At 70.9% G+C, this 18,584-nt stretch carries 13 protein-coding genes; 8 read left to right on the forward strand and 5 right to left on the reverse strand.

Features of this window, described 5'->3' with window-relative positions; genetic code table 11:
* Positions 1-811 precede the first annotated feature (811 nt).
* The 4 genes from Q0840_RS11095 to asnB are packed head-to-tail and all read left to right on the forward strand — an operon-like array spanning position 812 to position 7,416.
* Entirely contained in the window at positions 812-2,125 is a 1,314-nt protein-coding gene (locus Q0840_RS11095) for a nucleotide sugar dehydrogenase (RefSeq protein WP_298459528.1), read from the forward strand.
* Positions 2,122-3,414, forward strand: a complete 1,293-nt coding sequence (locus Q0840_RS11100; RefSeq protein ID WP_298459529.1) for a glycosyltransferase family 4 protein — start codon at positions 2,122-2,124, stop codon at positions 3,412-3,414. The genes Q0840_RS11095 and Q0840_RS11100 overlap by 4 nt, the downstream gene beginning before the upstream one ends.
* 37 nt (positions 3,415-3,451) lie before the next feature.
* Positions 3,452-5,536: a glycosyltransferase gene (locus Q0840_RS11105; RefSeq protein WP_298459530.1), complete on the forward strand. Its 2,085-nt coding sequence runs from the start codon at positions 3,452-3,454 to the stop codon at positions 5,534-5,536.
* Positions 5,536-7,416: an asparagine synthase (glutamine-hydrolyzing) gene (gene asnB / locus Q0840_RS11110; RefSeq protein WP_298459531.1), complete on the forward strand. Its 1,881-nt coding sequence runs from the start codon at positions 5,536-5,538 to the stop codon at positions 7,414-7,416. Before Q0840_RS11105 ends, asnB begins: the two co-directional genes overlap by 1 nt.
* Positions 7,417-7,442: 26 nt before the next feature.
* Here the strand turns inward: asnB and Q0840_RS11115 are convergent, their stop codons facing one another.
* A complete protein-coding gene (locus tag Q0840_RS11115; RefSeq protein ID WP_298459532.1) occupies positions 7,443-8,126 on the reverse strand; it encodes a hypothetical protein in 684 nt (227 codons plus the stop codon).
* Between the two features lie 56 nt (positions 8,127-8,182).
* On the opposite strand from Q0840_RS11115, the gene Q0840_RS11120 reads away from it, so the two are divergent.
* The 3 genes from Q0840_RS11120 to Q0840_RS11130 all read left to right on the forward strand — a co-directional run bounded on the left by Q0840_RS11120 (position 8,183) and on the right by Q0840_RS11130 (position 11,287).
* On the forward strand, positions 8,183-9,052 hold the full coding sequence (locus Q0840_RS11120) for a glycosyltransferase (RefSeq protein ID WP_298459533.1): 870 nt from the start codon (positions 8,183-8,185) through the stop codon (positions 9,050-9,052).
* A gap of 93 nt (positions 9,053-9,145) precedes the next feature.
* The gene (locus tag Q0840_RS11125; RefSeq protein ID WP_298459534.1) at positions 9,146-9,895 is read left to right on the forward strand and encodes a hypothetical protein; all 750 of its coding nucleotides are present in this window, start codon (positions 9,146-9,148) and stop codon (positions 9,893-9,895) included.
* A 249-nt stretch (positions 9,896-10,144) separates the two neighbouring features.
* Entirely contained in the window at positions 10,145-11,287 is a 1,143-nt protein-coding gene (locus tag Q0840_RS11130) for an O-antigen ligase (RefSeq protein ID WP_298459535.1), read from the forward strand.
* A gap of 72 nt (positions 11,288-11,359) precedes the next feature.
* Here Q0840_RS11130 and Q0840_RS11135 read toward each other — a convergent pair whose 3' ends face one another.
* On the reverse strand, positions 11,360-12,934 hold the full coding sequence (locus Q0840_RS11135) for a DUF4082 domain-containing protein (protein WP_298459536.1): 1,575 nt from the start codon (positions 12,932-12,934) through the stop codon (positions 11,360-11,362).
* 518 nt (positions 12,935-13,452) lie between these two features.
* On the opposite strand from Q0840_RS11135, the gene Q0840_RS11140 reads away from it, so the two are divergent.
* On the forward strand, positions 13,453-14,760 hold the full coding sequence (locus Q0840_RS11140) for a glycosyltransferase (protein ID WP_298459537.1): 1,308 nt from the start codon (positions 13,453-13,455) through the stop codon (positions 14,758-14,760).
* Here the strand turns inward: Q0840_RS11140 and Q0840_RS11145 are convergent.
* The 3 genes from Q0840_RS11145 to Q0840_RS11155 all read right to left on the reverse strand — a co-directional run bounded on the left by Q0840_RS11145 (position 14,741) and on the right by Q0840_RS11155 (position 18,583).
* The gene (locus Q0840_RS11145) at positions 14,741-15,940 is read right to left on the reverse strand and encodes a glycosyltransferase family 4 protein (protein WP_298459575.1); all 1,200 of its coding nucleotides are present in this window, start codon (positions 15,938-15,940) and stop codon (positions 14,741-14,743) included. The two genes, Q0840_RS11140 and Q0840_RS11145, sit on opposite strands and share 20 nt — an antisense overlap.
* Positions 15,941-15,981: 41 nt before the next feature.
* Positions 15,982-17,385 (reverse strand): lipopolysaccharide biosynthesis protein, encoded by a 1,404-nt coding sequence (locus Q0840_RS11150; RefSeq protein ID WP_298459538.1) that lies wholly within the window; start codon positions 17,383-17,385, stop codon positions 15,982-15,984.
* 94 nt (positions 17,386-17,479) lie between these two features.
* The gene (locus tag Q0840_RS11155) at positions 17,480-18,583 is read right to left on the reverse strand and encodes a DegT/DnrJ/EryC1/StrS family aminotransferase (RefSeq protein ID WP_367183110.1); all 1,104 of its coding nucleotides are present in this window, start codon (positions 18,581-18,583) and stop codon (positions 17,480-17,482) included.
* Between the last annotated feature and the right edge of the window lies 1 nt (position 18,584).

Below are 18,584 nucleotides of genomic sequence, written 5' to 3' on the forward strand. Positions count from 1 at the left end.
TATCTTACGGCGGACGTCCGGCGCCGCCCGAGGAGTCACCGCGGCCGCGGCCACGCGCCGCTCCTCGCACGTCGCATGTTCGCGCCCACGCCAGCCACCCATGGGCCACGGCGCCTGTGCCTCGCCTCGGTGTGGTCGGCCGCGGCGTCATGGGTCCCAACCGCTTGCCGGCCGACGGCGCACGACGACGTCCCGGTCGTGGAGGCGGCGGACCTCGCGCTGAGCAGGTGGGGATACTCCGGCGGGGTCCACGCCGGTCCCCGCGAAAGCCCCGCGCTCACCGGCGAGGGTGCCCGGCGCGGCGCAGCCTCAGAAGCCTCGCGGACCCCTGACGTCGTGGCCGGGACCGTGGTCATGGCCGCCGGGCGGCCGTGACCGGTGCGGCACGGGTCGCCCGGAGTGCGTTCGGCGGGCTGTTCGCCCGGTCACTGGTCCGGCTCGTCTCGCAGGTCCGGGTGGAGGACCCGCTGCCGGCACCGGCCGCGTGCGCCCGGGCGGTACGCCGGGGCGGGCTGGCCGACGACCCATGGCGGCGTCCGGTCCTCGGCGGGTGCGCACGTCCTCAACGCATCATCCCCGGCCGCCACGACGGCGCTCGAGATCGCCCGGCACGTCGTGTGCGAGCTCGCGCTGCACGGGCCTGCACGAGCCTGCGCGGGACCGACGCGGGTTCGACGGACCGACGGCTATGCCACATCTCGCACCTCCGCGCAACTTGGGCAGAACTACATCGGGCAAATTTGGACATTTCGGGTGAGATCGGCGCCACACTGGTACGGCACCAGGAATCGCCGTCGAGGGAGGTGGGACCATGGACATCGCCGTTGTGGGCCTCGGGTACGTCGGAACGGTGACCAGCGCGTGCCTGGCCGAAGCAGGCCACAGCGTGATCGGGGTGGACGTGAACCCCATCAAGACCGCCCAGCTGCTCGACGGCATCAGCCCGGTGAGCGAGGCCGGGCTGGACCAGCTCGTCGAGACGAACGTCCGTGACGGTCGCCTGCGCGCCACCGACGACCTCGCAGCCGCGGTGGTGGAGTCCGACATCGTGCTGGTCTGCGTAGGGACGCCGTCGGGGCGCAACGGCGACGTCCACCTCCTCGATGTCCACAAGGTCATGCAGGAGATCGGCCACGCGCTCGGCCGGGCGGAGGGATGGCGACTCGTCCTCGTCACGTCGACCGTGCCGCCGGGGACCGTCCACTCCGAGCTCATCCCCATCCTCGAGCGCACGTCGGGCAAGCGGTGGCGCCAGGACTTCGGGGTCGCGTTCTCGCCCGAGTTCCTCCGGGAGGGCACGGCCGTGGCCGACTTCCTCCACCCTCCCAAGTGCGTGGTGGGCGCGGACGACGACCGGTCCTATGCCACGGCGTGCGGTCTGTACGAGTCGATCGAGTGCTCCGTGACCAGGACGTCCATCGGAGTCGCCGAGCTCGTCAAGTTCACGGACAACGCCTGGCACGCCCTCAAGGTGGCCTTCGCGAACGAGATCGGCCGGGTCGCGGATGCGGAGGGGGTCGACAGCCACGCCGTCATGCGAATCTTCATGTCGGATACCCGACTCAACATCTCCCGGAACTACCTCACGCCGGGCTTCGCCTTCGGCGGGTCCTGCCTCCCCAAAGACCTTCGGACGCTCACCTACCGGGCGCACCGCAGCGGGGCGAAGGTGCCCCTTCTCGAGTCGATCCTGCCCAGCAACGTCGCACACCTCGAGCTCGCGCTCGAGAAGATCCGGTCGGTGGGCGCACGGAAGATCGCGCTCCTGGGCCTCGCGTTTAAGTACGGCACGGACGACCTGCGGGAGAGTCCGGCGCTGGAGCTGGCGGAGCGGCTGCTCGGCAAGGGGTACGACGTCACCATCCACGACGAGCACGTGAACCTCGCCCACCTCATCGGCGCGAACCGGGAGTACGTGCTCCGAGTTCTGCCCCACGTCGCGCAGCACCTCTCCGACGACCTGCCCGCCGTGCTCGACGGCGCCGAGGCCATCGTCGTGACGCAGTGCAATCCCGCCTATGCCTCCGTGGTCACCGACGCGAAGCCGGAGCAGACGGTCCTGGACCTCTGCGGCATCGCCCGCGACGGGCATGAGGCACCCAACTACGTGGGCCTGACGTGGTGACCGCTGCGGACGCGGCCGGCTCACGCCGCCGACCTCACGTGCTGATCCTGGTCGAGAACCTCTCCGTGCCCTTCGACCGCCGGGTGTGGCAGGAGGCCCGGACCCTGACGTCCGCCGGGTACGACGTCGACGTGATCTGCCCGAGGTCGGCGCAGGATCCCGCCGCCACCGAGGTGCGTGACGGGGTGCGGATCCATCGGTACCCGAGCCCGTACGAGGCGCGTGGCACGGCTGGATACCTGATGGAGTACCCGTGGGCCCTCGCGTGGCAGCTGGCTCTGGCGCTCAAGGTGCACCTGTCCCGCCGGATCGACGTCATCCAGGCGTGCAACCCGCCGGACCTGCTGTTCCTGGTGGCGTTGCCGTTCCGGCTGGTCGGCACGCAGTTCGTGTTCGACCACCACGACGCCTGCCCGGAGCTGCTCGTGGCCAAGGGGCGGTCACGGGACAGCCGCCTGGTGCGGCTCCTGGAGCTCCTCGAGCGCCTGACCTTCGCGACGGCATGCGTCTCCATGGCTACGAACGAGAGCTACCGGCGCATCGCGCTGGAACGGGGCCGGATGCTGGCCGACGACGTCTTCGTGGTCCGCTCGGGCCCGGACCTCGGTCGGTTCGGCGCCGCCAGGGAGGAGCCGGCCGCGCGACGCGGCAAGCGGCACCTGGTGGCGTACGTCGGGGTGATGGGCATCCAGGAGGGGATCGACTACCTGCTCGACGCCGCCGACATCGTCGTCAACCGGTGGGGCCGGACAGACGTGCAGTTCTCGCTCGCGGGGTCGGGTCCGGAGTTCCCCCGCCTGGTCGAGCGTGTCGCGCAGATGGGGCTGAAGGACAACGTCGCCCTCCTCGGCCGGGTCAGCGAGGAGGAGCTGGCCGAGCTGCTCGCGACGGCGGACGTCTGCGTGAACCCCGACGAGTGGAACGAGATGAACGACATCTCCACCATGAACAAGGTCCTCGAGTACATGGCGCTCGGTAAGCCGATCGTGCAGTTCGACCTGCGTGAAGGTCGCCGCTCGGCAGGCGACGCCAGCCTCTACGCCCGTCGGAACGACCCGCTCTCCTTCGCCGAGAGCATCGTCGAGCTGCTGGACGACCCGGCCAGGCGCGCCCGCATGGGGGCGACGGGGCGGGAGCGGTTCGAGCGGGAGCTCTCCTGGGAGCACTCCGTCCCGCACCTGCTCCGGGCGTACGAGCGGGCGCTCGGCGCCAGACCGCTCCGCCGCCCGGCGGAGACCGCGGCCGCCGAGAGCCCCAGCTCAGGCGCGGCGTCGGGGAGGGCACGCTGAGCGCCACGCCAGCCCCGACGCACCTCGAGGAGATGGCATGACCAGGGACGACCCGCTCCTCGACACCGAGCCGCTGAGCGTCGTGGTGGTGACGTACAACAGCGCATCGGTCATCACCGGCCTGCTCGACTCGCTGGCGACCGGGCTCGACGGGGTGCCGTCGTGGGAGGTCGTCGTGGTCGACAACGACTCCACCGACGGGACCCCTGAGCTGGTCGAGAGAACGTGCGCCGACGCGCTCGTCGTCCGGATGGGGTGCAACGCCGGGTATGCCGCCGGGATCAACGCCGGCGTCGCAGCCGCCACACTGGACGGAGCTGTCCTCGTCCTCAACCCCGACGTGCGGCTGCGCGCGGGGTGCGGCCACCACCTGCTGTCGGCACTCGCCGAACCGAGCGTCGGCATCGCCGCGCCACAGCTGCGCGACGCGCACGACGTCGTCGCGCTGTCGCTTCGCCGTGACCCCTCCGTGGCCAGTGCGTGGGCCGAGGCCATCCTCGGCGGCACGGTCGCGGGACGACATGGAGCTGGCGAGGTCCTGACGGACCAGTCGTCGTACTCGGCGGCCCGCGACGTCGACTGGGCGACCGGCGCCGTGCTGGCGATCTCCCGCGCGTGCCGTTCGGCCGTCGGGGCGTGGGACGAGACCTTCTTCCTCTACTCCGAGGAGGTCGACTACTGCCAGCGGGCCCGGGCGGCCGGGTACCGGGTGAGATACGAGCCCCGAGCGGTCGCCGAGCACGTCGGCGGACCCTACGGGGCGGACGCCCGGCTGTGGGCGCACCTCGTCCGGAACCGGGTCCGTCACTACGGCCGCCACCACGGGCCGACACGGACAGCGGCGTTCACTGCCGGCGTGGCCCTCGGCGAGGTCCTGCGACTGCCGGTGCGGGCCTCCGCCCGAGCCGGCGTGCGCGCCGCCGTCACCGCGCGGAGGCGAGCCGACGCCCGGCCTGAGGAGCCGGGCTTCGTGTGGTTCGTCGCGCAGGACTGGTGGTACCACAACCAGGCGCACTCCGACTTCCAGCTCATGCGCGAGGTGGCGCTCGACCGGCCGGTCCTCGTGGTGAACTCGCTGGGGCTGCGGTTGCCGCGCAAGGGCGTCAGCACCCAGCCCTGGCGACGCATCGCCCGCAAGGCCCGCAGCATGACCAAGCTCGTGCGTCGGCCTCTCCCGGAGCTGCCCCGCTTCCACGTCATGACGCCGCTCTTCCTGCCCTTCTACGGTGAGACCGCTGGCGCCCGGTTCAGCGCGTGGCTCGTCCGTCGACAGGTCGCTCTGGTGGCCCGGTGGATCGGCGCCGGCCGGCACCCGTACGTCGGCGTGACCATCCCGACCGCGTGGCCGGTCGTGCGCCGGATGGGGCGCTCGGCGCTCCTGTTCAACCGGTCCGACCTCCACTCCGCCTTCCCCGAGGCCGACGGGTCCTGGGTGGCAGGGCTCGAACGAGCGCTGCTGGCGGACTCGGACCGCGTGCTCTACGTGAGCCACGAGCTCATGGCGCTCGACCGCGCCGTCGTCGGCGACCGCGGCGTGTTCCTCGACCACGGGGTCGATCTCGCGCGCTTCACCTGGGACCCGCGGTCGCGCGACGAGCCGGAGATGGCGGGCATCCCGCGGCCGCGGATGGGCTTCTTCGGCGGCATCGACGACTACGTCGTGGACCTCAAGCTGCTCGTGGAGACGGCCCGCGGCGTCCCGGAGGCGCAGCTCGTCCTCATCGGGGACGCGACGTGCGACCTGGACGAGCTGACCAGCCTGCCGAACGTCCACTGGCTGGGTCACCGGCCCTACGAGCAGATCCCCGCCCTCGGGCGTGGCTTCGACGTCGCTCTGATGCCTTGGCTGGACAACGAGTGGATCCGGTTCGCGAACCCGGTCAAGCTCAAGGAGTACCTGGCTCTCGGCCTGCCGGTGGTGACGACCGAGTACCCGGAGGTGGACTCCTACCGTGACCGGATCGCGGTCGCCCGTGACCGGGCCGAGTTCGTGGACCGCGTACGCGCTGCTCTGGCCGAACCCGGGGATCCGCGGCTGAGGCGCTCGTCCGTGCTCGACTGCGCGTGGAGCACCCGGGCGCGCGTCCTGGTGGACATCGCCACGTCCGTGCGAGCCCGCTGATGTGCGGGATCGGGCTGATCCGGCACCTGGACGCCTCGGTCGTGGTCCCCGACGACCTGGCGGCCATGGCTGCCACGCTGCGCCACCGCGGGCCCGACGAGGCCGGGCACTGGGTCGACGGGCCGATCGGTCTGGCGCACACCCGGCTCTCGATCATCGACCTCGCGGCCTCCCACCAGCCCATGTCGAGTGTGGACGGGCGCTGGCACCTGGTCTTCAACGGCGAGATCTTCAACTACCGGGAGCTGCGGGACCGCTTCGACTACCCGTACCGGACGAGCGGGGACACCGAGGTGCTGCTCGCCGGCCTGCGGTGCGAGGGCATCGACGTCGTGCACCTGCTCCGCGGCCAGTTCGCGTTCATCGCTCACGATCGTCTGACGGGCATCACGCACCTGGTCCGCGACCGCCTCGGCATCCTGCCGCTGCACTACACCCTGAGGCGGTCGCGCCTGGTCGCCGCGTCCGAGGTGAAGGCCATCCTCGCCGTCCTCCCGTCGACGCCGGACGTCGACCTCGAGAGCCTGGACGCCTACCTGGCTCGCCGGGCGGTCCCGGCACCTCACACGCTGTTCGCCGGAATCAAGAAGGTCCCGCCAGGGCACCGCGCCGAGGTCCGACCGGACGGATCGGTGCGGGTGAGCCGCTACTGGAGCCTCCCCGAGCAGGACGAGCCGAGCACGTGGTCACCCGCGACTGCGGTCGAGGCCGTCGACGAAGCGGTCCGGGACGCCGTCCGCGCTTCCCTGGTCGCCGACGTCCCCGTCGGCAGCTACCTCAGCGGTGGGGTGGACAGCAGCCTCATCGTCGCAGTGATGGCCGCCCTCCGCGGATCCGCGGGCGTCCAGACCTTCGCGGCCGGCTTCGGCGACCCACGGCACGACGAGCTGCCCTGGGCGCGACTGGTCAGCGAGCACCTCGGGACCGAGCACCACGAGGTCCACGTGCGTCCGGACGACTTCGAGCACCTGTGGCCCCGGCTCACCTGGCACCGTGACGCACCGGTGTCCGAGCCCGCCGACATCGCCGTCTTCCGGCTGGCGGAGCTCGCTCGCCGACACGTCCGCGTCGTGCTGTCCGGGGAGGGCGGCGACGAGCTCTTCGCGGGGTACCCGAAGTACCGCTGGGCCCGCCCGGTGGGGCTGGTGGACGCGCTTCCCGTGCCCGTGCGCAAGGCAGCGACATCGTTGGTGGAGCGCCGACTGGGGTCGCGCGCGGCACGTGCTCGGATCGTTGTCCGGGCCGCCGGCGCGGCTTCCGAGGAGGAGCGGTTCGCCATGTGGTTCGCGCCCTTCACCCCGGAGGAGCGGGCGGCCCTGCTGCCGGGCACCTTGAGGCGGGACGGCGAGGGGGCGTCGGACGGGCCCCGGCGGGACGTCATCGCCAGGATGCTCGCTGCCGATCTGGCCACCTGGCTCCCGGACAACCTGCTGGAGCGCGGCGACCGGATGTCTATGGCCACGTCCCTCGAGCTGCGTCCGCCGCTGCTCGACCACCGGTTGGTCGAGCTCGCTTTCCGACTGCCGTCCTCGGTCAAGCTACGCGGAGGCACCACCAAGTGGGTGCTCAAGGAGGTCGCTCGGCGCTACCTCCCGCAGGAGGTCGTCGACCGCCGCAAAGTCGGGTTCCGGGTGCCTCTGGACGCGTGGTTCCGCGGTGCGCTGCGCGACTCCGTGCGGGACCGGCTGACCGGGGAGGGCTCGTTCGTGGCGGAGACTCTCGATCGGACGCGGGTCCGCGGGCTGATCGACCGGCACGAGACCGGTCGCTTCGACGAGGCGAACCGGATCTGGACCCTCCTGTGCCTCGAGGTCTGGCACGAGACCTTCTTCACGACATCGGCCCGCGCCTCCTCCGCGATGACGAGGTGGACGCCGTGAAGGATCACCGTCGCCTCAGCGGCGGCTCACACCGCACCGGCCGGGCCGCTGAAGTCCACCGTGCTGCGGACCCTGCGGTCGATCCGGCGATCGACAGTGACCGCGAGCAGGAGCGCCGCACCTACAGAGAGCAAGCCGAGAGCGAGCCCAGCTCGGACAAGTCCGGACTTCGTCGCGCCGACGTACGAGACGGGCGGCTCCTGCGGCACACGGACCACCTGTATGCGATCGGCGGGGGCCGCTCCCTGCTCGGCCTGCAGCGACTCGACGAGTGTCTCGACGCGTGCCTCAGCGACTGCCAGGCGTGCGGTGACCTGCTCTGGCGTCGAGTCGACCGCCTCGACGGACAGCACCGGCCGGGTGAAGCTGTTCGTCCACTGCCCGCCGACATTGGGTACGGAGACGGACGATCCCTGCCGTACCCCGGCACCAAAGAGGGATGCGCTCGCCGAGGAGAGCCGAGTCACGGGTGCACCGTCGTTCATCTCGCGCTCCACGACCCCTGCGAACGCGACCAGACTCTCGCGGCGCGCGTCGCTGATCCCATCGGTCGCAGCCGCGCCCGGCAGGACCATGACGAGATCCATCTGAGCGTGGTAGGTCGGCTGCGGACGCAACAGTGCGCCGGACCACAACAGCGCGAGCGCCAGCGCCGGCAGGACGACGTACCAGCGCCGCGCCGCTGTCCGGATGAGCTCGTCGAGGCTCACGCTCGAGCCCTCCTCGTCCACGACGTCTCCATCAACTACTCATCGGTGAACCCACGATGACCAGGCGTCTCGAGCATATCCTTCTCACCCGTTTCAACCTGCCCTCTCCAGGAGCGGAGCAGCTCATCCGAGAGCAGGACGGCTGGCTTCGCGAGCGGGTGCAACTGTTCGAGCAGTTCTGTCTGCCGAGTGTCCGGGCGCAGACGGAGCGCCGCTTCCACTGGATCGTGTACATCGACCCGCGGAGCCCCGAGTGGTTCATGCAGTGGGTCGAGGGCGCCACGGCCGATGGCACGTTCCACGCGGTACCACGGGCGCAGGTGCCCCGGGACCTACTGATGCAGGACATCCGACGGGTGGCCGGCTGCGAGCCGGAAACGTTGATCACCACCAACCTCGACAACGACGACGGACTCGCCGTGGACTTCGTCGCCCGGGTCCAGGCTCAGACCACCGTCTCGGGCAGGACTGCCGTTTACATGACGCGTGGACTGATATGGGCAGGCGGCGGGCTGTACCTGCGGACCGACCGGCACAACGCCTTCGTCTCCGTCCGGGAGCCTTGGGAGAGTGCCGTCACGTGTTGGTCGGAGTGGCACAACCGCCTGCACCTGCAGATGCCCACCGTTGAAGCAGACGGTGCTCCCGCTTGGCTTCAGGTGGTGCACGGTTCGAACGTGAGCAACCGGGTGCGCGGCCGCCGCGTCCCACCCGCCCCCTACGCGAGGCTCTTCGGCCAGCTGCTGGACGACGTCGAGGCACCCTCTGTCGGGGACATCGTCGTGGACACGTTGCTGCACGTGCCGCGTCGCGCCGTCAGGGAAGCGGTGCGTGCCGTTGCCAAACGGCTGGTGACGACTCTGCTCGGTCGTGAAGGCGTGGACCGGCTGCGCCGCTCGCGGGCATCCGCTCGGACCAGGGCCTGACGGCACCGCTTCACCCGCCGGGAGCCTTCCGCGCACAAGCTGCGATGTCAGAATCGACCAGACGACTCCACTAGATCATCGGAGCGAGCCACCGTGGACCTCTCGGAGATGCGAACCGTTCTCGCCCGTCGCTGGTACCTGGTCGTTCTCGGACTGCTCGGCACCGGCGCCCTGTGCGGGCTGACGGCAACTCTCATCGGTCCGACGTACGAGTCGAGCGCGAGCATGGCGCTCGTGCCCGGCCCCGCGACCATCGTGGAGAACGGTAATCCGCTGCTCTACCTCGGTGGCCTGACCCAGGCCCGCGACGTACTGGTCAAATCCGTTGAGGCCGACGAGGTCATGCGCTCGTTCTCGGACGTGCACCCCGGCACCACGATCGACGTGCTCCCGGACGGAAGTTCGAGCGGGCCGCTCATCACCGTCTCGGTGTCTGCGGCGTCCGAGCAGGCTGCCACTGTGGCGATGGCTGACATGATGACGACCGTGTCCACCGAGCTGAGACACCTTCAGGACGAGGTCGCGGTCCCGGAGACGAGCAGGATGAGCGCGCTCATGCTCGCGAGAGACTTCGAACCGACCGTCGTCCGGAAGACCCAGATGCGCGCGGTGGGAACAGCACTCGCGGTCGGCGTGGGTCTCACGCTGTTCGTCACCGCGACGATCGACGGCCTGCTGCTCGCGCGCTCGGCCCGCAGGCGGGAACGCGAGCGCGAGCAAGGCGGTATCGATCGCACCGGTACGGCGCCCGCCGTCTCGACCACCGGCGTCCGAGAGACCATTCACCCGCGCGGGTCAACACTCATGAGCCGCTCCTCCCCGCCGGTCCGCAACAACCGCTGACGCCCGATGACCGTCCCTCCGCCGGCAGCACTTGACCCGGACACCCGTCCCGCCGGACGGCGGGGCGCCGACGGGACGACCGCGCTGACCGTGTATCTCGTTCTCCTGTGTGCGGTGCCCTCAAGCCTGACGGTGACTGCACTGGGGTCCGTAGGACGTCCGGCCGCGCTCTGGGGACTGGGGTGCACACTGTGGTGGCTCTGCCACCAGGCGCAGCGGCCCGCCGCATCTGGGCGACCACGGCAGCCGGTGCGCATCGCGCTCGCTGTCCTCTGCGCCGTAACCCTGGTGAGCTACGCGCTCGCCCAAGTCCGCGGGTTGCCCGCCGACGAGGCCAGCCCGGCCGACACGGGACTCCTCCGGCTGATGTCGCTCGCCGGGGTGTTGCTCGTCGCGAACGACGGGGTGGACACCCGCGAGAGACTTGCGGCCCTGATGCATCGCGTGGCTCTGGCAGGTGGCCTCATGGCAGCGCTCGGGATTGCTCAGTTCTTCACCGGCCAGTCATGGATCGCCTCCATCGAGCTGCCGGGATTCAGCAGCGACGTGGACCTGGCGAGTCTGCAGAGCCGGAGCGGCTTCATCCGGCCGAGCGGAACGGCGACGCATCCTCTGGAGTACGCCGCCGTCCTGGCTGCGGCATTCCCGATCGCTGTGACGGCGGCCATCCACGGGACCGTCCGAGGGCGGGTGCGGCGCTGGCTGCCGGTGGTCGCGATCGCGACGGCCACCGTTCTGTCGGTCTCGCGCTCGGCCCCGCTTGGCGTGGCGGTCGGCGCTCTCGTGCTGCTGCCCACGTGGTCTCGTCGAGTCCGGCGACGCGCTGCCGTCTCAGCCGCGCTCCTTCTGGGCGTGGTGTACGTCACCGTGCCGGGGATGATCGGGACCCTGCGGAACCTCTTCGTCGGTGCGCGCTCAGACCCCAGCACCATCTCACGGACCAGCAGCTACGACCTGGCCGTCGAGATCGCCGGCCGTCACGTGTGGTTCGGCCGCGGCTTCGGGACCTTCCTCCCCGCTTATCGCATTCTGGACAACCAGTACCTTCAGACGCTCATCGAGATCGGCCTGATCGGGTTGGCCGCGTTGCTCGCACTCATCGCCACCGCGACCGCGTGTGCCGTGAGGGCGCGCCGGTTTGCGGCGCTACCGCACGATCGGGAGGTGGCCGTTGCGCTCGTGGCGTCGACCACGTCGGTGGCGGCGCTCTTCGCCTTCTTCGACGCCTTCATGTTCCCGATGGCGGTCGGGATCCTGTTCCTCCTGATCGGGATGTGCGGTGCCGCTCGCAACGTGCTGGGAGAGGACGAGTCACCGGCTGGCGACTCGCCGGCCCGCACTCTCGGACGATCGGCGGGCTCGGTTTCCCCCGGGCACCGCAGCGGCCCATGAGCAGGCCGTGCGAGCGCGGCGCGCCCGCTGCAGGCGCCGGCTCAGCCGGTGGGAGCAGCGGGCGCGCCACGGTCACGGCTCCGGGACGACGCGGCCCCGGAAATTGACCGCGTCGGACGCGTTGCTGATGTGATTGTCCTGCCACGTGCTCCAACCCGGACCGCCGCTTGCGTACGTGGCCCCCCACCCGGTCCCGCTGAAGCGGTTGTCGGTCGCGACCAAGTTGCTGTAGGTGCTCCCGTAGGCGGCCTCCAGCCCCAGCTGGTAGCCGTTGCCCTCCAGCAAGTTGCCGTCGATGACGACGTTGTCGATGTCGCCGCCGTAGGTCTGGATGAAGAGGGCACCTGTGTCGTTGCCCCCATCGGCCACGAACCGGTTGTTCCTCACGGTCAGCGTCCGCGCAGAGTTGCTGGAGGCGTCGAAGTCACGGATCGTGAATGCATCGCTGTGATTGCCGGTGGTGGCGCCGTCACCCCAGGCGACGAGATCGTCGACGTAGTTGCCCTCGACGACGGCGCTCAGCCGGGACCCTGTGTTGTACAGCGCGATGCCGCTGCCGACGTGGTGGATGTAGTTGCCACGAAGGTTCGCCACCCCACGGAAGCCGTCGGCGAACGCCACGTTCTGCGCGCTCAGCAGGGACCCGTCGATCTCCGAGTTCCGGATGGTCACCTCCGCGGTGACGATGGCTCCGGTGTCGTTGTCGGTCGTGCTCAGCAAGGGCAGTCCTCGCCACATGGAGGTGGGCTGGACGCAGCTCTCCTCGATGACCACGCCATTGTTCAGGATCAGCGGGGTGGTGATCCGCTTGCGCGAGATCACGGTCCCGGCCGGCACCTTGGAGCCACCGGTGTAGACGGGGAGCTGGTCGCAGCGCAACCCGAGGCGCCGCAGGCCGGTGTTGTCCGCGGTGAGGCTCCACCCCTTGACCGACGGAGCCGGGGCCGGCGCAGGAGCCGGAGCGGGCACCGGCGCAGGAGCAGGAGCCGGCGCCGGAGCCGGAGCCGGAGCGGGCACCGGCGCGCTCGGCGCGCGGGAACCCGCGGCGCTGAATACGACGTCGACCCAGTACTGGGCACCGTTCCAGGACGCCGTCGGGAACGTGCTCCTCCGGCCATAGGCGTACACGCCGCTCCGACCGGAGTCGACCGCCAGGTCGGGCGACGAGGAAGGCCGACTGAACCGCTGCGTCGCCGAGTACCGGCCGTTCGGCGCGAGATACGACACGACGTAGCGCCGACCTGCCTCGACCGCGACCGGGTTCGCGAAGGTGACGGTCTGCCACCCGCTTCTGCTCTCCCCGGTGAAGGTCGCCGTCGCGAGCCGGGCACCGCTGCTGCTCCACAGATTGCCGACGTGGGTGCCGGTGTTCTCGGCAGTCTTCCAGTAGCGGACCCCGCGGACGAACCCAGCGGTCTTGACGGTGAAGGCGGTGCCGAGCTCGACGGAGGCGCGGTCTGCGTCCACCTGGGCACCGACCGGGGTGGCCGTACCCCACAGCGTCTGCGTCTCGGCGGCGCTCGCACGGTCCGGCACGGTGCCGATACCGAGCAGTCCGATCGCCAGGGCCAGGAGCGCGGTGAGGGTCGACCGGGACCGTCTGGTGAAGGCAGGTCGCGCCGCTGCCGCGACGGAGGCGTGCTTCATGAGAGTGAGAACTTTCGTTAGGAGGGCCTGGTCCTGGTCGAGCGCGCCGGAAGCGCAACTCGGATACCAGGTCGGCGCGGACGGCCTCGGATCGAGTGACCGTTACCGAATCGTGACGACTTTTGTAACAGACGCTCAGGGCTGCCTCCGAAGCGGCTCCCGCGGGCGGCGCCCCCGTTCCGTCCCCGACCCTTCGGCCCAGCCCCCTGACCTGCTCCGGAGCTCGGGAACATGAGTCGCCTCACACTCGGGCTCCGTGGTGGCAGCCGTGCCATCCGTCGGCATGTGCCGCGGACGGCATGCTGGCCCAGGTGCACCAACGACGGCGGACTTCACGCCGGACGGTCGCCGGGACCACAGGGCCACCGTGACCCGACAGCCTCGGTCACGGGAAAGCCCGCTCGGACGAGGCCGTGGCGTGAAGCACCTCCATCCGGCCACGACGGACGCGCTCGATGAAGGCGACGCCGGAGCGTTGATCCGCTCCGGACGCGGCGACGGTGTGGTACCACAAAACCGTGTCCGAGGGACCGGAGGTCGAGGCCGCGCGTGTCGCCCGGCTCGCTGCTGCCGTGCCGTGCGACCGGCCTGGCGGGATCACCCCCCTGGACCAGGCCACGCACAGCGCCCGTGCCTCCGGCAGCCGCCCGCTGGTCGTCTACTGCGCGGGCGTCCGCTGGGACGGTTTACGGGGTACCGACCAGCACATGGCTGTCCACCTCGCGCGGCACGTGGACGTGCTTTGGGTGGACCCACCACTGTCGGTCGTCGAGCCGCTACGAACCAAGACCGGAATCCTGTCGCCACGCCGGCTGGAGCCGGTGCACCACCGGGTGCTGCGGCTGACGACACCGGCGCCGCCGTTTCCCGAGCGACGCGGGTTCCGCGTGATCACGACCGCCGTGATGCAGGCAAGCATCCGGCGCGCGGTCCGTGCGCTCGGCCGTCCCGCCGCAGCCATGATCGTCTCCTGCGCGGGGCCTCGCTTCAGCGCACTGCCCGAGGCCCTGCACGTCTACTACGCGACGGACGACTTCGTGGCCGGCGCCGAGCTCATGGGGGTCGATCGGGCGCGCCTCCTCCGTGACGAGGCGTCCCAGCTAGCCGGTGCCGAACTTGTCGTCGGGATCACGTCGGAACTGACGCGCCGGTGGACCGCGGCCGGGCGGCGGACCGTCGTGCTGCCCAACGGGTGCGACACGACGCACTTCGCCGACAGCCAGAGCGCTCCCCGCCCGACGGACGTCGACCTCGCAGGCCCGGTGGCGGGCGTAGTCGGGCAACTCTCGGCTCGGTTGGATCTGGGACTTCTGGAAGCCGTCGCCGGCGCCGGCGTGTCACTCCTGCTCGTCGGGCCGCTCCAGACGACTTTCGAGCCTTCAAGGGTGCGTGCGCTGCTGCACCGGCCGAACGTCCGATGGGTGGGCGCCAAGCCGTTCGATGTCCTGCCGTCTTACCTCCGGGCAATCGACGTGGGCCTCACGCCGTACGCGAACAGCGAGTTCAACCGTGCCAGCTTCCCGCTCAAGACGCTGGAGTACCTGGCGGCAGGGCTGCCCGTGGTGTCCACCCCTCTGCCGGCGGTGGACACTCTAGCCAGCGCCTTCGTCCGAACGGGCGCGAGCCCGGACGAGTTCGTGTCCGCGGTACGAGCGGCTCTCGCCGAAGGATCGCCGCCGGAGCTCGTGCGGGCGCGGCTGGACTTTGCGGCGCAGCACTCGTGGGCGGTCCGCGCGCAGCAGCTCCTTGCTGCCATGGGCCTGCCGGACGCTGGCGGGTCGAGCCCGGCGTCAAGCAGCGCAGACATCACACAGGACGCGCGTTGAAGTCGTCCAGGGCCACCGTGCCGGACCGCCGCTGTCTCCGCCGCTGCACCTTGTACGCGACGAGCCCAGCCCCGGCGGTGACTCCGTCGGCGAGACGGCGCGGCACTGTCGGCCGCGCGGCCCACGCCTCTCGGTAGACGCCTTCGAGCTGCTCGGCCGCCGCCGCCAGGCTGAAGCGACTCTCGACGAGCGCCCGACCGTACGCGCCTAGCCGGCGCCGCAGTGCCACGTCGTCCAGGAGCGGTTCCAGCGCCCGAACAAATTGCGCTTCAGCGGCGGCCGGCTCGGTATCGGACCCCACGCCGTACCAGCCGTCTCGCAGGAAGGTGCCGACGGTCCCCTCGGTCAGCACGTCGAAGAAGCCGCCCTCGCCTTGCACCACCAGCGGCTTGGCGAACGCAAGCGCCCGCAGTGCCGAACCACCCATCCCTAGTGCGACGTCTGCGGCGTCGTAGGCGCCGCGGGGGTCCGAGAGGGACCCGGTCATGACGACGGCCCGGTATCCGGACTGCGCGTTGGCCGCCGAGGCGGCGATCGCGACCCGGTCACGCGCGGGTCCATCCCCCACGATCACCAGCCGCAGGGGTCGGCTGCTGGCAAGACGCCCGACGGCGCGCACCGCCGTGAGGATTCCTTCGAGCTTGAGCTCGGGAGCCAGCCGGGAGACGACCACGACCGTCGGGATCCCAGGGTCCAGTCCGTACGTCTGTCGGAACTCGTCCGCGTACGGGCCGGACCGGTTCGCGACCGTGTCCACAGGCGGTTCGATGACATCCGTACGACCCGACCGCGTCGAGGCGACCGCGCGTTGGATACGCGCGGTCCCCACCACGAGCGGCATGGAGGACGGCAGGAACGGCGCCACGGCCATCGACATGACCGTGACCACAGCCGCGGTCCGTGGGGCCGTGGCCGTGGCGGCCCACGCCTCCAGGGCGGGGGGCCACTCGTACCCGTGCACGACGTCGGCACGCACAGCTCGGGCCAATCGCGCGAGTCCGACGGCCCGAGCGGGGCCCGGACGCATCCGCGACCTGACCGCCGGCTCGTACCGGAGGCCGCGCGAATGCAATTCGTCGACCAGAACGCCCTCGTCGGCGTACACCGCGACCTCGTGCCCACGGTCGCGCACAGCTCCCGCCAGCTCGACAGCATTGAGCTGGCTACCGCCCAATTCCATCGCATGCGGGCACACGACGACCCGCAGCGGCCGCCCTGCGCTCACGAGCCCAGCCCCGAGGAGGTGTCCCGCAGCGCACGTAGGTCGTCCCGCGAGCGCCAGCCGAGGGCTACGACCGTTGAGAGCCCGGCCACAGCGGCGCCGGCGAGGGTCCCCAGTGGCGAGCTGACTTGCCACGCCGACCAGGCGACCACCGCCCCCAGCGCGAGGGACCCGCCGAGCGGAACCGCGACCTGGCGCACCACGTGTCGCAGGCCCACGAGCTCACGCCGGAGCAGGACGAGGTACACAGGCACGACGACCAAGGCTGCTACCACCACCTGCGCGACGGCCACACCTTGCGTTCCCCACCCGGCGGCGCCCAGAGACGTCGCGGGCACCAGCATCACCAACCAGAGGGCCTGCACGGCGAAAAGCCTCCGAGAACGCCCGAGCACGACAAGGTAGTCGTAGGCGAGCTCGATCAGGATGCGCGCCGCGGCCAGCAGCGCCAGCCAGCGCAACGGCTCGGCGGCTGGCGCCCACGCCTCTCCGTACACGAGGTGCACGACGTCCTCCGCCACGGCGGACAGCACGACGCACATGGGCAGAGTGACGGCTGCCAGCGGGCGCAGCACCCGGGTGAACGTACGACGCATTTGAGCCGGGTTGTCCTGCAGCCGCGCGAACAGAGCAGGAGCTACGGAGCGCAGCGGCTGGGACAGCACCGTGACGGGCCAGCTGGACAGGTTGAAAGCCAGGACGTAGAACCCCAGCGCGACCGGCCCCAGCACGCGTCCGACGACGAGCTGGTCGACGTAGCTAGCGGCGAAAACGACGACGCTGGCACCGGCGAGCGGGAGTCCGAACGCCAGCAGCGGCCGCAGCCGGGATCGGTCGAGCGCCAGCCTGTACGGCTCCGGGGACAGGGCCACGAAGAGAACGGCCGAGACGACCGCGCCTGCGAGGCGCCCGATCACAAGCGCCCAGGCACCCACACCCACCAGCGCCAAAGCGACCGATACGCCGGCTCCGAGCCAGGTGTTCACCTGGTCCACGAGCATTCGCTGGTCCTGACGGAACGCCCGCTGCATCAGCGCGGCTGGCGCCGCGACCGCGCCGTTGATGACGACGCACAACGCGAGGACCCGCACGAGATTGGCGGCCGACGGGTCCCCCATCGTCGTCGCGAAGGCCGGCGCGACCGCGAAGGCACCAGCAGTGACGAGCACGCTGGAGGCCAGTGAAACCGTGGACACCGTCGGCGCGATCTCGCGGGCGTCCCCCGGCCACCGCACGATCGCCAGGCTCACGCCGAGCTCGTTGAAGCTCAGCACGGCGACGAGCGCGACGTAGGCGATCGCGTACGTGCCGAAGGCTTCCGGTCCCAGCACCCGCGCAAGCACGACCCCGATCGCGAGCGTGCCAAGCTTCGCCGCAGCAGTGTTCGCGACGCTCCACGCCAAGGCCTTGTGCGCCTTGGCCGGGGCCGCGGCTGCACCCGCACGGCCTGGCCGTCTGCCCCTCGTCGCCGCCGACGGCGTCACGGGGCCTGGCCCGTCATCGCCCCGACTCCCTCAGTGTCTCGACCACCTGCTCCTGCTGCGCGCTGGTCAGGTGCGGGTACATCGGCAGGGACAGGATCTCGTCGGCTGCCTTCTCGGCGACGGGGAAGGCACCGCGGCCGAGCCCGAGGTGTGCGTAGGCACCGGTGAGATGGACCGGCGTGGGGTAGTGGATCCCGGCCCCGATGCCGGCGTCGTTGAGCTCGCGCAGCACCCGGTCCCGCTCGGCCACCCGCACGACGTAGAGGTGCCAGACGTCCTCGTTCCCGTGAGCGCTGAGCGGCGTGCGCGCGACCTCGACGTCGGCGAGCAGCTCGCCGTAGTACCGGGCGGCCGCACGACGACGGTCGTTCCACCCCTGCAGGCGCCTCAGCTTCGTCTCCAGCACGACGGCCTGGACCGTGTCGAGGCGGGAGTTCATCCCGACGATCTCGTGGTCGTACTTCCGCTCGCTGCCGTGCGCGGACAGCACCCGGATCCTGCGGGCGACGTCGGCGTCGTCGGTCGTCACCGCGCCCGCGTCGCCGGCGGCGCCCAGGTTCTTGCCAGGGTAGAAGCTCGTGCCCGCCGCCAGGCCGAAGCCGCCCGCGAACCGGCCGTTGCGGCGGGCGCCCTGGGACTGCGCGGCATCCTCGACCAGCGGCACGCCGGCATCGGCCGCGACCTTGAGCAGCTCCTCCATCGGCGCCACCTGACCGAAGAGGTGCACCGGCACGATCGCCTCGGTGCGTGAGGTCACCGCTGCCCGCGCGGCCGCGGGGTCCATCAGCAGGTGCTCGTCGTCGACGTCGACCAGCACGGGGACGGCGCCGATCCTCGACACCGCCTCCGCCGTGGCGATGAAGGTGTTCGCCGGCACGATCACCTCGCCGCCGGACGTCACGCCGACGGCCCGCAGCGCGAGCTCGAGGGCGTCCGTGCCGTTGCCGACGCCGACGCAGTGCTCGACCTCGGTGAAGGCGGCGTAGGCGCGCTCGAAACGCCCGACGGCTGGACCGCCCACGAACGCGGTCGTGGCGAACACCTCGTCGAGGCCCACCCGCACCTCGTCCGCGATCTCGGTCTGCTGCGCGGCCAGGTCGACCAGGGGGATCCTCACG

It is taken from the genome of uncultured Cellulomonas sp. (assembly GCF_947494015.1).
Classification (GTDB): Bacteria; Actinomycetota; Actinomycetes; order Actinomycetales; family Cellulomonadaceae; genus Pengzhenrongella.